This window comes from Nocardia arthritidis (genome assembly GCF_011801145.1).
In the GTDB taxonomy this organism is placed as follows: domain Bacteria; phylum Actinomycetota; class Actinomycetes; order Mycobacteriales; family Mycobacteriaceae; genus Nocardia; species Nocardia arthritidis_A.
On sequence record NZ_CP046172.1, the window covers coordinates 9,790,980 to 9,804,923 of the forward strand.

Below are 13,944 nucleotides of genomic sequence, written 5' to 3' on the forward strand. Positions count from 1 at the left end.
AAGGGGTGGTCGCGGCGAAGGCTCAGTTCATCGTTTTTCAGCGAGTTTGCTTGCGGTAAACGGACTTCGACCACAGGTAGCCGACCGCGGTGATGCCGGTGCACCAGGCCAGCGCGAGGATGCCGTTATTGCCGATTTCGGTGCCCATCAGCAGTCCGCGCATGGTTTCGGTGAGCGGGGTGAACGGCTGATATTCGGCGAACTGGCGCAGTCCGGCGGGCATGGTGTCGGTGGCGACCAGCCCGCTGCCGAAGAAGGGCAGCAGCATGATCGGCATCGGCGTATTGCTCGCGGTTTCCGGGGTCGGCGCCAGCAGGCCGAGCGCCACCGAAAACCAGATGATCGCGAAGAGGGCGAAGGCGATAAGCCCGAGCGCGGCAACCCATTCGAGCGGGTTCGCATGGGGACGCCAGCCGACGAGCAGCGCGACGCCGATCATGAAGACGACGCTGAGCATGCCCTGGATCAGCGCGCCGACCACATGTCCGGTCAGGAAGGATCCGGGCGAAATCGCCATGGTGCGAAAGCGATTCACGATTCCCGTCGTGGTGTCCATCGCGATGGACACCGCCACCGACGAGGCGATGGTGGCCGGCACCATCAGCAGCATGCCGGGCGCCAGATAGTCGATGTAATGTCCGCCGGACGACTTCTCCAGCGCGCCACCGAATACGAATCGGAAGATCAGCAGGAAGATCGACGGCATGACGATCATGTAGAAGACCATCGCGGGATAACGCTTGAGGTGCAACAGATTCCGGCGCACCATCGTGGTCGAGTCGACCAGGGCGTAGGAGCTCATCGAACGGCTTCTTTCTCGGTGGTCGGGTGGCCGGTCAGGGTCAGGAAGACGTCGTCGAGGTTCGGCGTGTGCACCGCGAGACCCTCGACCTCGATCTGTTCGTAGTCGAGCCGATCCAGCACGGCGCGAATGGATTTCACGCCGCCGTCGCTCGGTACCGCCAGCGTGAGATCGTCCTCGTCGAGATCGTGGTCCGCGTCGTTGCGCACGCTGGTGGTGGTACCGAGCGCGGCGGCCGCCTTCAGCAGCGCGTCACGGTCGGCGAACTGCAGGCGGATATGGCCGCCGGGCACCAGCCGCTTCAGTTCCGCGGCGGTGCCTTCCGCGACGATGTGCCCGTTGTCGAGCACCGCGATGCGGTCGGACAGCTGATCGGCTTCCTCCAGATATTGAGTAGTAAGGAACACCGTTACGCTGTAATCGCGGACCAGGCCGCGAATGATCTCCCAGATCACCCGGCGGCTGCGCGGGTCGAGGCCGGTGGTCGGCTCGTCGAGGAAGATGATCCGCGGATCGCCGACCAGGGTCATGGCCAGATCGAGGCGGCGCTTCATACCGCCCGAATAGCTGGATGCCGGTTTATCGCCCGCCTCCACCAGGTCGAAGCGCTCGAGCAGTTCGGCGGCGAGGCGTTTGGTGTCGCGCCGGGGCAGATGGTGCAGATCGCCCATCAGCAGCAGGTTTTCCCGGCCGGTGATCAGCTCGTCGATCGCGGCGAACTGACCGGTGACCCCGATCAGCGAGCGCACCGCATCCGGTTCGTGTGCCACGTCGTAGCCGCCGACCCGGTTCTCGCCGCCGTCGGCGTGGATCAGCGTGCTGAGGATCTGCACGGTGGTGGTCTTGCCCGCGCCGTTCGGGCCGAGCAGCGAGAAGATCGTCCCCTCCGGGACGGTGAGGTCGATGCCGTCGAGCACCACGTGCTCGCCGAAGGATTTGCGCAGACCCAGCGCCGAGATGGCGGGTGCGCGGTGGCCGTTGCTCATGGCCGGACCTTCCTGGAATCCATAATTGAATGCGAATAAGGGCATGTTTCAGCCGCACCGCCCCCTCAGGGGTGCGGATGAACAGGGTATTCAGTTGTGCCGGTGCGGGTTTCGGCTAGATGTCGAGATCCTCGATCTGCGGATGCTCGGCCAGGTCGGCCACCCGCCGGTAGAGCTTTCCGGGCATCTTGTCCTTCAGCTCGGCGATCGAATCCGCGATATCCAGCGTGAAATCGCCCCAGTCGTGGGTTTCGCCGATGCCGACCATCCGGCCCCAGTCGCGCCAGGACCGCCAGTTGAACTGATTCGCACCGCCGGTCGCGGTCGCGGTCGCCATATCGGACCACTTGGCGTGCTGGCTGTGCAGGACGAATTTGCCCTTGCGGCTGCGATACACCTTGAGGTGCTCGATACGCTTGTCGTCGATATCGTGCCACTCGCCGAGCAGCACGCCGGAGAACCTGACCTGACGAACGCCATCGCGCCCGACCCGGAGCACGACCTCGTCGTAACCCTCCTGCCTGCCCTCCTCGAGTTCGATGAACCGGCGCAGCGCGGTGACCACCGCACCGGACAGGTTGCCGCCGACCAGCTCCTGCGCGCGCTGGAACAGCGGGAGATCGTCGTCGGCAACGTAGATCGTCTTGTTGGGCATGCACTCACTATACGTAGATGTATACGTACACGCAAGAGGTCGGTCCCGTCGCCCGATTTGCGACCCTGATCCCGGTTCCACCCCCCATAATCCATCGCGCGCTAGATATTTTCCGGAAATCGTGAACCACCCGCCGAGCTGACCCGTATCCCACGTGTACGCGGTCGTGATCATCACCGCCCCGCGGTGACGATCAGCTAGTAGGAGCGGTGCCTATGCCGAACAGGGTCGTTGATTATCTGGTACGGGCGGTTTCGACCCTGGGCGTGCGGCACATCTTCGGCGTGGACGGCGCGAATATCGAGGACCTCTACGACGCCATCTTCGACACCCCCGACGGCATCACCGGAATCGTCGCCAAGCACGAATTCTCCGCGGCCACCATGGCCGACGGCTACGCCAGAACCACCGGCGGGCTCGGCGTCGTCGCCGCGACCTCCGGCGGCGGAGCGATGAATCTCGTTGCCGGACTTGCCGAATCGTATGCGTCCCGGGTCCCGGTGCTGGCCCTCGTCGGTCAGCCACCCGCGACGCTGGAGGGCAGGGGCGCGTTCCAGGACACCAGCGGTAAAGCCGGAACCATCGACGCCGTACAGCTTTTCGGCGCGATCTCGCACTACTGCGCCCGCGTGACATCCGCGGCCGAGCTGCCCGCCGCGATGGACAGGGCGATCGACGCGGCCCGGCGCGGCGGGCCCGCCGTGCTACTGCTGCCGAAGGATGTGCAGCAGTCCGGCATGGGCGATGCCGAGCCGTTCCGGATGTCGGCGCGCACCGGACGACAGGACGAGGGCGAGTTCGTCCGCGTGCGCGCCGCGCTGGCCGCGGCAAGACGAACCGGAAAAGTGGTGGTGATCGCGGGCGACCAAGTGGCCCGCAACGATGCCAGAGCCGAATTGGCTTGGCTGGTAGACACTTTGGATGCCGCGGTCGGGGTGGCGCCGGACGCCAAGGACACCTACGACAACGACGATCCGGCGTTCTGCGGGGTCGCCGGGCTGATGGGACATCCGGAGCTCGGCGAGGCGATCCGCTCGGCGGCCCTGTGCCTGCTGGTCGGCACCACGCTGCCGCTCACCGCGCGCACCGGACTCGATCAGCTGCTCGGTACCGTCGCGGTCGCGAGCATCGGCGCCGCACCGCCTTTCGTGCCCGCGATCCATGCGACGAGCACCGATCTCGCGGCCACCCTCGGCGAGCTGGCCGCCGACTTCTCCGGGGGGCAGCGGCAGGCGGCGCCCCGCGCGGCGACGAATCGGCTCACCCCGCTCGCCGTCCCGCCCGCGCACGGACCCGGCCTGCGGTATCACGATCTGGTCGAGACCATCGCGGCCGAATTACCCTCGGGCACAGATGTATTCGCCGACGCCGGAAATACCGGCGCGGCGGTGGTGCACCACCTGCGGATCCGCGGGGACGCACGGTTCGTCGTCGCGCTCGGCATGGGTGGCATGGGTTACGCATTCGGCGCGGGCATCGGCTCCGCGTTCGCCCGCCGCCGCGGACCGGACGGAACGAGGCGCACGGTCGTCATCGCCGGTGACGGCGCATTCTTCATGCACGGCATGGAGGTGCACACCGCGGTCGAGCACGCACTGCCCGTCACGTTCATCGTCCTCAACAACAACGCGCACGCCATGTGCGTCACCAGGGAACGGCTGTACTACCGGGATCGGTACAGCTTCAACAGGTTCCGGCCCGCACATCTCGGCGCGGGCCTCGCGGCCATGTTCCCGGATCTGCCCGCGCACACCGTCGGCACCACCGGCGAACTGGCCACCGCACTGCGGCGGTGCGCGGAAAGCGAAGGGCCGTCGTTCGTTTCGATCGACTGCGACCCCGATGAAATACCACCTTTCGTGCCGTTTCTGACGGCGTTGGACGCATCCAGGAGGGCGTCGTGACGACAAGCAGTTTCCCCTTGCCCGCGCTGAGCGACATTCCGGAGGACGTCGTGCCGGGCGTCTTGCGGATCGAGAACTCCGACCGCGAGGCGACCACTCCGATCATCATGGACATGCTGCGATCGGTGTATCCACACGACCAGGTCTTCGGCGAATTCTGCCCGGTACAGGGCTATATCGCGGCGCCGCCGCGCGAGGTGTGGGCGTACCTGGCCGACACCAGGTCGCTGGAGGAGTGGACCTACAGCCTGCGCGGCTTCGTGGAAACCGACGAGCCCGGGCTCTGGCTGGCCTACGACCGGCTCGGCGACAGCACCCGGATCTACACCCGCACCGTCGCCGACGCCGCGGCGATGACCGTCGACTACCACTGCGCCTGGGATCAGGGGCAGCACCTGTGGATGGTTTACCTGATGCGGGTGATCGACGCGCAGGTGGTGCTGAACAAGCCGGGATCGGTTGTGCTGTGGGTCAATTGCCATCATCCGTTCTACGACGAGAATCCGTATCCGGAGACCGCGCCCGCGAAAAGGCCGGTGTGGGTCGGTGATTTCTGGGAGATGTTCTCGGCCGGACATCAGCTGGAGCTGGACAACCTCCGGGCGATCTGCGAATACCGTGCGGCGCACGGGCTTCCGATCAAACCCGAATGGATGCGGTGAGGTAGCGCCATGACCGATCCGACAATGCCGACCGTCAGCCTGATCGATGTCGCGAGCTATCTGCCCGGCAATCCGGTGCCCACCGAATACTTCACCCAGTTCGCCCGTTCGGACCGGATGGCCAAGAACGTCATGTTCCGCGCGCCCAAGGGCCGCCATCATGTCGCGCGCGACGAAACCGCGGTCGATATGGTCGAGCGGGCGGTCGCGCCGCTGGTGCAACGCCATGGCAGCCAACTACTTTCGCGGATCGACGTGCTCATCACGCACACCCAGCTGCCGGACAATCCGGTGCTCGGCTGCGGGCCGGAGGTGGCGCGCAGGCTCGGCATGCGGCCCGGCCACGTCTTCGATATCCACAACGGCGGCTGCGCGGCCTTCGTGCACATGATGGGTTTGGCCAGGATGATCCTGCAAACCACCGACGCGCGCACCGCGCTCATCGCGGCGACGCAGAACTGCGCGGGCCCGGTATTCACCCAGACCGAGATCCGCAAGCTGGCCCAGGCTCCGGTGCCCGGCGACGGCTGCGGCGTCGGGCTGCTGGTCAAGGACGACAGCGCGCCGATTCTCGACATCGAATGCCGCACCTATCCCGAATTCGCCGGGGATATGGACTTTTCCACCAACGGCGCGCGCAAGTACTGGGAGCCGGGCGTGGGGCAGGGCTGCGTCAGCTTCACCGAATCCAAGGTCACCAAGGTGTTCGCGCGCGGCAATCGGCTGGTGCCGGAGGTGGCGCTCGCGGTCTGCGAGCGCATCGGCGTGAAGGGCCGCGATATCGACACCTTCGTCACCAATCAGCCGAACCGGCTGTTCCTGCGCAACTGGCACGATGCGCTGGAACTACCGGCCGAACGGCATCCGGACACCTTCGATCGGTGCGGAAACCTTTTCGCCGCAGGCATTCCCGTCACCCTCGACATCACGAACCGGGCGGGCGGGCTGCGCAACGGTTCGGTGGTGCTGATGGCCGCCTTCGCGCATGCGGGCGATTTCGCCGGGGCGGCGGCGGTGCGGTGGGGCGCGGCATGAGTATCCGGCTGGCCGACGACACTCGCCCGGCACCGCGACATCGCGCGGGCGCGACGACCAGATTCGATCTCAGCCTGAGCGAAAACCCCTTTCCGCCACTGCCTTCGGTGCTCGCGGCGGTGCACGGCGTGCTGGCGCAGGCGAACCGGTATCCGGAATTCCTGCCGCGCACGCTGCCACGGCTCATCGCCCGGCATCTCGGCGTGCACGAGGATCAGGTGGTGGTCGGGGCCGGTGCGACCGGGGTCGCCATGCAGATCATGCAGTCCCTCACCGCACCGGGCTCGGGCATCGTCTTCGGCTCGCCCACCTTCGACGGCTACCCGATCATGGCCGAGATGGCCGGGTTGGACGCGGTGCCGGTCCGGCTGGATTCCGCTGGCGGCCAAGATATTCGGTCGATGGTGCGGGCCATCGACAAGCGGACCGGACTGGTCGTGCTGTGTCGTCCGCACAATCCGACCGGGACGGTGCTTCCGCTCGATGAGCTCAGGGCGTTCCTGTGCGCGGTACCGTCGCGCATCCCGGTGATCCTGGACGAGGCGTACGCGGAATTCCTCGCGCCCGCCGATCGCGCCGACAGCATCGCGCTGCTCGAGCGTCACCCCAATCTGCTTGTGCTGCGGACCTTTTCGAAGGCATACGGGCTGGCCGGACTGCGCATCGGCTACTGCTTCGGCAGGCGGGAGCTGGCCGGGCGGGTGCGTAAACTGCAGCTGCCGTTCGGCGTCAGTGCCGCCGCGGTGGTCGCGGTCGCCGAATCGTATGCCGCGGAACCGGAATTGCGCGCGCGCATCATCCGCATCACCACTCAGCGGGAGGCGCTGCGGAATTCGCTGCGGCGCTGCGGGATCGCGGTCCCGCGCAGTCACGCCAACTTCCTGTACCTCCCGGGGCCGGGCGTGGCGACGGCGCTGCGGCGCGCGGGAATCGGCGCGAAGGCCTATCCGGACGGCAGCGCGCGGGTGGCGGTCGGCGATCCGGAGGCCGACCGGGCGGTGCTGGCCGCGCTCGAATTCCTGCGGCCGGGGTGACGCTTCCGCGGGGCACACCTCGGTGACTCGGGTATACGAGCGATCCGGCACCATGATCGGGGAGCGGAATCTCGCGTCGCTGCCACCGGGCCGATCCGGCCGTTCGCGCGATCGACAGCGGCGATTTCACTCCAATACAGGTAGCTTCGATAGCGTGCAACCGTTTGTATGCAGCTAGAACGAGGATTTGCCGGTGGAACGACGCCAATTGCTGACATTGCTCGCCGCGGGTACCGCGCTGGTGGTGACCGGTTGCACGTCCGCGACGGGTGCACCGATCGACAGCGGTTCGGCCGGTAATCCGCTGGCCCCGCCCGCGCCGCCGCTGCTGCCGCCACCCGGCGGCCCGAAGTCGCCGATCCCGGCGGGCACCATCACCGCGCTGCCCGGCGCGGGCAACGGCATCGCGCTGACGGTGGACGACGGCGCGAGCCCCGAGGTGGTCGGCGCGTACATCCAGTTCGCCAGGGACACCGGCGCGCGCTTCACCTTCTTCGTCACCGCCTACTACGACTCGTGGAATATCCACCGGAACGCGTTGCGTCCCCTGGTCGACTCCGGCCAGATCCAGCTCGGCAACCACACCTGGGATCACCCGGACCTGACCAAGCTGTCGGCATCGGCCGTCTCGTCCCAGCTGGACCGGGCGAAGAAGTATCTCCGCGACAATTTCGGCACCGACGCCACACCGTACTTCCGCCCGCCGTACGGCAGGCACAACGCCACCGTCGACAAGGTGGCCGCCGACCTCGGCTACACCGTGCCGACCATGTGGTACGGCTCACTGGCCGACTCCGGCGTGATCACCGAGCAGTATCTGATCGAATGCGCTCGCAAATACTTCAACCCGCAGACCATCGTCATCGGCCACGCCAACCACCCGGCCGTGACCCACTGCTACGGCCAGCTCGTCGACATCATCAAGGAGCGCAAGCTCGCCATGGTCACGCTCAACGACGTGCTGCTCCCGCCCCGCTGAATGTTCAACGGCCCCTGCGCTTTACGCGCGGGGCCGTCGACAGCGCCCATCAAGCGACGATATTGACCAAACGCCCCGGCACCACGATCAGCTTGCGCGGGGACGCACCGCCGAGCAGTTCGGCGATCCGCTCGTCGGCCAGTGCCGCCGCCTCGATCGCGGCCTTGTCGGCATCGGCGGGCACCTGAATGCGGCTGCGCACCTTGCCGTTCACCTGGATCGGGTACTCCACCGACGCGTCGACCAGCAGCGCCGGATCGGCCACCGGGAAGGGGCCGTGCGCCAGGGATTCGTTGTGGCCCAAGCGTTCCCAGAGTTCCTCCGCGATATGCGGTGCCAGCGGGGCGAGCATCAGCACCACCGGTTCGACCACCGAGCGGGGCGCGCCGTCCGGGTAGGTCTTGGTGAGATGGTTCGTGAGCTCGATCAGCTTGGCGCCCGCGGTGTTGTCGCGCAGCGCGGCATAATCCTCGTCCACCCCGGCGATGGTCTTGTGCAGCAGGCGCAGCGTCTCGTCCGACGGTTGCCCGTCGGTGACGCGCACCGCGCCGGACTCCTCGTCCACCACCAGTCGCCACACCCGCTGCAGGAACCGGTGCGCGCCGACGACATCCTTGGTCGCCCACGGGCGCGAGGTATCCAGCGGGCCCATCGCCATCTCGTAGAAGCGGAAGGTGTCCGCGCCGTAGAGATCGCACATCTCGTCCGGGGAGATGGCGTTCTTCAGCGACTTGCCGATCTTGCCGTACTCCTGGAACACCTCGATCTCGGCGCCCGCTGTATCGGTCCAGAAGAACTTGCCATCGCGCTCGACCACCTCGGCGGCGGGCACGTACGCGCCGCGCTCGTCGGTGTAGGCGAACGCCTGGATGTAGCCCTGGTTGAACAGCCGCCGGTACGGCTCGCTGCCCGATACGTCACCCAGGTCGTAGAGCACCTTCTGCCAGAAGCGCGCGTAGAGCAGGTGCAGCACCGCGTGCTCGACACCGCCGACGTACAGGTCGACGCCGCCGGGATCGTTCGCGCCGTGCTCACCGGTGCGCGGGCCGAGCCAGTACTGCTCGTTCTCCTTGGCGCAGAAGGCCTCCGAATTGGTCGGGTCGGCGTAGCGCAGCTGATACCAGGAGCTGCCCGCCCAGTTCGGCATGACGTTGGTGTCGCGGCGGTACTTCTTCGGACCGTCGCCGAGGTCGAGTTCCACGTTCACCCAGTCGGTGGCCTTGGCCAGCGGCGGGGACGGCTCGGAGGCGGCGTCGTCCGGGTCGAAGGTGACCGGCGCGAAGTCGTCGATCTCCGGAAGCCGAACGGGCAGCATGGATTCGGGCAGCGCGTGCGGTGCGCCGTCCTCGTCGTAGACGATCGGGAACGGTTCGCCCCAGTACCGCTGGCGGGCGAAAAGCCAGTCGCGCAGCTTGTATTGGACGGTGCCGCGGCCGTGCCCGTCGGCCTCCAGCTTCGCGATGATGGCCGCCTTCGCAGCCTCGACCGAAAGGCCGTTCAGGAAGCCGGAATTCACGATCTCGCCATCGCCGCTGTATGCCGCCTCGGTCACGTCGCCACCCGCGACGACCTCTTCGATCGGCAATCCGAAGGCGTTGGCGAACTCCCAGTCGCGCGGATCGTGGCCGGGCACCGCCATGATGGCGCCGGTGCCGTAGCCGCTGAGTACGTAATCGGCGATGAAGATGGGCACCGCGGCGCCGTCGGCCGGATTGGTGGCGTAGGCGCCGAGGAAGACGCCGGTCTTCTCCTTGTTCTCCTGGCGCTCCAGGTCGGATTTCGCGGCGATCGACTTGCGGTACGCCGCAACGGCTTCCACCGGGTTCGCGGAGTTGTTGGTCCAGCGCGGATCGACGCCGTCCGGCCACTGCGCGGCGGCCAGCCGGTCTACCAGTTCATGCTCCGGCGCGAGCACGACGTAGGTCGCGCCGAACAGCGTGTCGGGCCGGGTGGTGAACACCTCGATCGAGCCCGCGGGCGAATCGAATTTCACCTGTGCGCCGCGCGAGCGCCCGATCCAGTTGCGCTGCATGGCCTTGACGTTCTCGGGCCAGTCCAGCCGCTCCAGATCGTCGACCAACCGGTCGGAGTACGCGGTGATGCGCATCATCCACTGCCACAGGCGCTTACGGAACACCGGGAAGTTACCGCGCTCGCTGCGGCCGTCGGCGGTGACCTCCTCGTTGGACAGCACCGTGCCGAGCCCGGGACACCAGTTGACCATCGAATCCGTCTGGTACACCAGGCGATACGAGTCGAGTACGGCGGCCCGCTCGGCGGCGGTCAGCGCATCCCAGGAGCGGCCGTCCGGTGTCGGCCTTGCGCCGGAGGCGAATTCGGCGGCCAGCTCGCCGATCGGGCGGGCGCGCCCCAAATCCTCGTCGTACCAGGCGTTGTAGATGCGTAGGAAGATCCACTGGGTCCAACGATAGTACTCGGGATCGGTGGTCGCGAACGAGCGGCGCCGGTCGTGGCCGAGGCCTAGGCGATCCAATTGCCGCTGCATCGTCGCGATATTCGACTCGGTGGTGACCCGTGGGTGCGCACCGGTCTGCACCGCGTACTGCTCGGCGGGTAGGCCGAACGCGTCGTAGCCGAGCGCGTGCAACACATTGCGTCCGCGCATCCGGTGGAACCGCGCGAAGACGTCCGTGGCGATGTAGCCGAGCGGATGCCCGACGTGCAGTCCCGCACCGGAGGGGTACGGGAACATGTCCTGAACGAATAGCTTGTCGGCGGGTGTCGGACCGGCCAGCGGACCGACCGGGTTGGGCGCATGGAAGGTTCCCCGCTCGTTCCACGTCCGCTGCCACCGCCGCTCGATGCGGCCGGCAAGCTCCGCGTTGTACCGATGCTGGGGTACATCGCTTTCGGTTGCACGGGTGTCCTGCACGGTCCTGCCTTCTTGTTATCGCGATCCCCGACAAACTACGTCTATCAGGGTAGAACGTGGCATCGGCGGGTCCGGCGCATGGGCCGTGCTGAATTTGCCGCAGCGGCGTTCCGGTTTGCCGCGCCGGCCCGATCCGCTATGTGTGATGCCTTGCGTTACACCAACTTTCGCGTTTTCACACCGATCGACCGCTCGGTGTGAAAAGGTGCGTTTGCTGTGCGTCCGGCCGCGCGTTCGGCAATGTGGAATGCGCTCTTCCGGGCCGTGCGACACCGGCTGCTGAATAATTGCTCGATCTTGATCCCGGCCCGGTGCACAGGTGCGGGAAGGTGCGGGCGGGCGACGATACCGAGCGGTGCGCTAGCCTGCATGGGTGTTCGTCGTCGCTCTCGTCCTGTTCGTGCTGGCCGCCGTGGCCATCGCAACCGGCGTACTCGGGCTGACGGGTCGGCTCCCGCGCAACCGCTTCGTCGGTGTGCACACCGAGACCGCCCTCGCCAGCGACGAGGCCTTCCGGATCGCGAACCGCGTCGCCGCCCCCACCTCCGTCGCGGCGGGCGTGCTGCTCTTCGCCGGCGGCCTCGTCACCTTCGCCGCCACCGGCCCCGTCGCCATCGTGGTGCCCATCGCGGTGGCCGTCATCGCGGTATTCACCCTCGGCGGCGGCGCGAACGCGGCCACCAATGCCATCGCCCATCTCGCGCCGGTCCCGGTGACGGAGGGCTGCGGCCAGGCATGCGGCGCGTGCTCGCTGCGCGACGCCTGCTCCACCGCGAACTGAACTACTCCCCGGGCGATTCGACCGGCCGGGACAGCGGGCTGCCCACCGGATTCCGATAGAGCACGAACAACGTCACCGGCGTCGTGCCCCGATTCCGCGCGACGTGCGGATACCGCGGACCGCTCGGCTCGACGAAGACGCGGCCGCGCCGATAGGTGACCGGCACGCGGTCGGCGCCAGGATGATCCAGGGTGCCGCGCGCGACCAGCACCAGCAGCGTCCCATCGTGATAGTGCCAGCCGCTGCTGCCGCCCGGTTCGATCCGGGTCTGGCGGAGCAGATATTCGCGGCCGCCCAGGCGGAATCGGAACCACTCCCGGCTCGCGGTACCCGTGGCCGGCGGCGGATTCGGCCGCAGTCCGCGTCGCGCCGTCATGACCTCCATCAAACCATCGGGCAGGCAAGATCAATCGTCCTATGATTCTGCGAGATGCGTCACCATTTCGAGGCCGCGGCGCGGGCCGGAGTTAGCGTGTCGCCGTGCGGTTTCTGAGCAGGTTCTATATAGACGGGTTCATCCTCGCGATCCTCGCCACGGTCGGCGTAGCGAGCGTGTTCCCGGCGCGCGGCTCGTTCGCCGACGTCGTCACCTGGGCCACCAAGATCGCCATCGCCATCCTCTTCCTGCTCTACGGCACCCGCCTGGCCCCGCGCGAGGCGCTGGCCGGGCTCACCCACTGGCGGTTGCACACCGTGGTGCTCGGCTGCACGTTCATCGTCTTCCCGCTGCTCGGGCTGGCCGCCGTGGTGCTGAAACCGCATGTGCTCACCGACGACCTGTACACCGGCCTGCTGTTCCTGTGCCTGGTGCCGTCCACCGTGCAGTCCTCCATCGCGTTCACCTCGATCGCGAAAGGCAATGTGCCCGGCGCGATCGTCAGCGCGACCACCTCGAACCTGTTGGGTGTCTTCCTGACCCCGCTGCTGGTGATCGCGCTGATGAACACCACGGGCGAGGCCAAGGTCAATTTCTCCTCGATCCTCGACATCGTGCTGCAGCTGCTGGTGCCGTTCCTGATCGGCCAGCTGATCCGGCCGAAGGTCATCGGCTGGCTGAAGCGCTACGCGGAACCCACCAAGCTGGTGGATCGCGGCTCGATCCTGCTCGTGGTCTACAGCGCCTTCAGCGCGGGCATGGTGGAGGGTATCTGGCACATGATGTCGCCGTGGCGCATCCTCGCGCTGGCCGCCGTCTGCGCCGGCCTGCTCGCGCTGGTGATGAGCGTCACCATGGTGCTCGGCCGGATGCTCGGATTCGAGCGGGCCGACCGGATCGTCATCGTGTTCTGCGGCTCCAAGAAGAGCCTCGCCTCCGGATTGCCCATGGCCACCGTGCTTTTCACGGGTCAGCCGATCGGCCTGATCGTGCTGCCGCTGATGATGTTCCATCAGATCCAGTTGATGACCTGCGCGGTGCTCGCCCAGCGCTGGTCGCGCACCGACGAATCCGGCGCGGCGGATCAGGCGCTGCCCGAGGCGGCGTAATTCAGCCCCGGACGATCGATGGACGGTCGAATGCCGAATTGTCGATGACGATGTCGGCCCGACGGGCGGGATCGACCTCGTCCACGTACACCTGCTCGGCGACCGCGTAGCGGTCGCGGTGCACGTCGGCGGCATCGGCGCCGTCCCGTTCGACGCCGCGCCGGAACGCGGTCTCGGCGTTCACCGCCAACCAGATTCGATAGTTCCAGTAACGGTTTATCTCCGGACGGAGCGCGAAGACTCCGTCGACGATCAGCACCGCGTCGTCGGCCGCCTGGGTGCGGACGGCGGAATGATCGATCTGGGTGAGCGGATCGATGCCGCACAGCGCGCAATCGCCCGAACCGCCCGGACCGAGCGGTTCGAGCAGCAGGCGCGCCACCGCGTCGTAGTCGAAAGCGTTGCGGTAGTACCCTTCTCCCGACTCACGGTCGTAGAGGTGCCGGTCGCGCCATGGCCGCTTGAAGTCGTCGAGGCTGGCCCGCAGCACCTGCCGTCCGGTACCGGCGATCCGCTCGGCCAGTTCGTGACCGAAGCTGGTCTTGCCCGCACCGGTCGGCCCGTCGACGGCCACCAACGGACGGGTGACGGGCAGCGCGAGCACCCGCTCGGCAACCCGCGTCACCAGGGTGTTCCGCTCGGACGATGCCGAACCGGGCAAGGGCTGCTGCCAGCTGGACACCGAATGCCGCACTGCCGGATGTGATCGCATGGCCCGAGAGTATCCG

General features: G+C 67.2%; 13 protein-coding genes. 7 read left to right on the top strand and 6 right to left on the bottom strand.

What is annotated here, in order from left to right; all coding sequences use genetic code 11:
- Positions 1 to 37 precede the first annotated feature (37 nt).
- From F5544_RS44745 to F5544_RS44755, 3 genes are all read right to left on the bottom strand, one after another.
- Positions 38 to 802: an ABC transporter permease gene (locus F5544_RS44745; RefSeq protein ID WP_167478720.1), complete on the bottom strand. Its 765-nt coding sequence runs from the start codon at positions 800 to 802 to the stop codon at positions 38 to 40.
- The gene (locus F5544_RS44750) at positions 799 to 1,788 is read right to left on the bottom strand and encodes an ATP-binding cassette domain-containing protein (RefSeq protein WP_167478721.1); all 990 of its coding nucleotides are present in this window, start codon (positions 1,786 to 1,788) and stop codon (positions 799 to 801) included. The genes F5544_RS44745 and F5544_RS44750 overlap by 4 nt, the downstream gene beginning before the upstream one ends.
- A gap of 115 nt (positions 1,789 to 1,903) precedes the next feature.
- Positions 1,904 to 2,443: an EXLDI protein gene (locus F5544_RS44755; protein ID WP_167478722.1), complete on the bottom strand. Its 540-nt coding sequence runs from the start codon at positions 2,441 to 2,443 to the stop codon at positions 1,904 to 1,906.
- 215 nt (positions 2,444 to 2,658) lie between these two features.
- Between F5544_RS44755 and F5544_RS44760 the strand changes: the two genes are divergently transcribed.
- The 5 genes from F5544_RS44760 to F5544_RS44780 all read left to right on the top strand — a co-directional run bounded on the left by F5544_RS44760 (position 2,659) and on the right by F5544_RS44780 (position 8,057).
- A complete protein-coding gene (locus F5544_RS44760) occupies positions 2,659 to 4,347 on the top strand; it encodes a thiamine pyrophosphate-binding protein (RefSeq protein WP_167478723.1) in 1,689 nt (562 codons plus the stop codon).
- Positions 4,344 to 5,009, top strand: a complete 666-nt coding sequence (locus F5544_RS44765) for an SRPBCC family protein (protein WP_167478724.1) — start codon at positions 4,344 to 4,346, stop codon at positions 5,007 to 5,009. The genes F5544_RS44760 and F5544_RS44765 overlap by 4 nt, the downstream gene beginning before the upstream one ends.
- Positions 5,010 to 5,033: 24 nt before the next feature.
- On the top strand, positions 5,034 to 6,044 hold the full coding sequence (locus F5544_RS44770; RefSeq protein WP_167479939.1) for a 3-oxoacyl-ACP synthase III family protein: 1,011 nt from the start codon (positions 5,034 to 5,036) through the stop codon (positions 6,042 to 6,044).
- Positions 6,041 to 7,078, top strand: a complete 1,038-nt coding sequence (locus F5544_RS44775; protein WP_167478725.1) for an aminotransferase class I/II-fold pyridoxal phosphate-dependent enzyme — start codon at positions 6,041 to 6,043, stop codon at positions 7,076 to 7,078. Before F5544_RS44770 ends, F5544_RS44775 begins: the two co-directional genes overlap by 4 nt.
- A 193-nt stretch (positions 7,079 to 7,271) precedes the next feature.
- Positions 7,272 to 8,057, top strand: coding sequence for a polysaccharide deacetylase family protein (locus tag F5544_RS44780; RefSeq protein WP_238846996.1), 786 nt, complete (start codon positions 7,272 to 7,274; stop codon positions 8,055 to 8,057).
- Between the two features lie 49 nt (positions 8,058 to 8,106).
- On the opposite strand, the gene leuS is transcribed toward F5544_RS44780, so the two are convergent.
- Positions 8,107 to 10,950 carry a leucine--tRNA ligase gene (gene leuS / locus F5544_RS44785; RefSeq protein ID WP_167478726.1) on the bottom strand — a complete coding sequence of 948 codons (2,844 nt, stop codon included), beginning with the start codon at positions 10,948 to 10,950 and terminating at the stop codon, positions 8,107 to 8,109.
- A 373-nt stretch (positions 10,951 to 11,323) separates the two neighbouring features.
- On the opposite strand from leuS, the gene F5544_RS44790 reads away from it, so the two are divergent.
- Complete coding sequence (locus F5544_RS44790; RefSeq protein ID WP_167478727.1) at positions 11,324 to 11,731, top strand: SdpI family protein; 408 nt, start codon at positions 11,324 to 11,326, stop codon at positions 11,729 to 11,731.
- 1 nt (position 11,732) lies between these two features.
- On the opposite strand, the gene F5544_RS44795 is transcribed toward F5544_RS44790, so the two are convergent.
- On the bottom strand, positions 11,733 to 12,107 hold the full coding sequence (locus F5544_RS44795; RefSeq protein WP_167478728.1) for a cupin domain-containing protein: 375 nt from the start codon (positions 12,105 to 12,107) through the stop codon (positions 11,733 to 11,735).
- Positions 12,108 to 12,211: 104 nt separating this feature from the next.
- On the opposite strand from F5544_RS44795, the gene F5544_RS44800 reads away from it, so the two are divergent.
- Positions 12,212 to 13,216: a bile acid:sodium symporter family protein gene (locus tag F5544_RS44800; RefSeq protein WP_167478729.1), complete on the top strand. Its 1,005-nt coding sequence runs from the start codon at positions 12,212 to 12,214 to the stop codon at positions 13,214 to 13,216.
- 1 nt (position 13,217) lies between these two features.
- Here F5544_RS44800 and F5544_RS44805 read toward each other — a convergent pair whose 3' ends face one another.
- Complete coding sequence (locus F5544_RS44805; protein WP_167478730.1) at positions 13,218 to 13,928, bottom strand: uridine kinase; 711 nt, start codon at positions 13,926 to 13,928, stop codon at positions 13,218 to 13,220.
- Between the last annotated feature and the right edge of the window lie 16 nt (positions 13,929 to 13,944).

Bases quoted from the DNA above. Each gene is read 5' to 3' on its own strand.
- F5544_RS44745 (WP_167478720.1), bottom strand. From the start codon at position 802: ATGAGCTCCTACGCCCTGGTCGACTCGACCACGATGGTGCGCCGGAAT.
- F5544_RS44750 (WP_167478721.1), bottom strand. From the start codon at position 1,788: ATGAGCAACGGCCACCGCGCACCCGCCATCTCGGCGCTGGGTCTGCGC.
- F5544_RS44755 (WP_167478722.1), bottom strand. From the start codon at position 2,443: ATGCCCAACAAGACGATCTACGTTGCCGACGACGATCTCCCGCTGTTC.
- F5544_RS44760 (WP_167478723.1), top strand. From the start codon at position 2,659: ATGCCGAACAGGGTCGTTGATTATCTGGTACGGGCGGTTTCGACCCTG.
- F5544_RS44770 (WP_167479939.1), top strand. From the start codon at position 5,034: ATGCCGACCGTCAGCCTGATCGATGTCGCGAGCTATCTGCCCGGCAAT.
- F5544_RS44775 (WP_167478725.1), top strand. From the start codon at position 6,041: ATGAGTATCCGGCTGGCCGACGACACTCGCCCGGCACCGCGACATCGC.
- F5544_RS44795 (WP_167478728.1), bottom strand. From the start codon at position 12,107: ATGACGGCGCGACGCGGACTGCGGCCGAATCCGCCGCCGGCCACGGGT.
- F5544_RS44805 (WP_167478730.1), bottom strand. From the start codon at position 13,928: ATGCGATCACATCCGGCAGTGCGGCATTCGGTGTCCAGCTGGCAGCAG.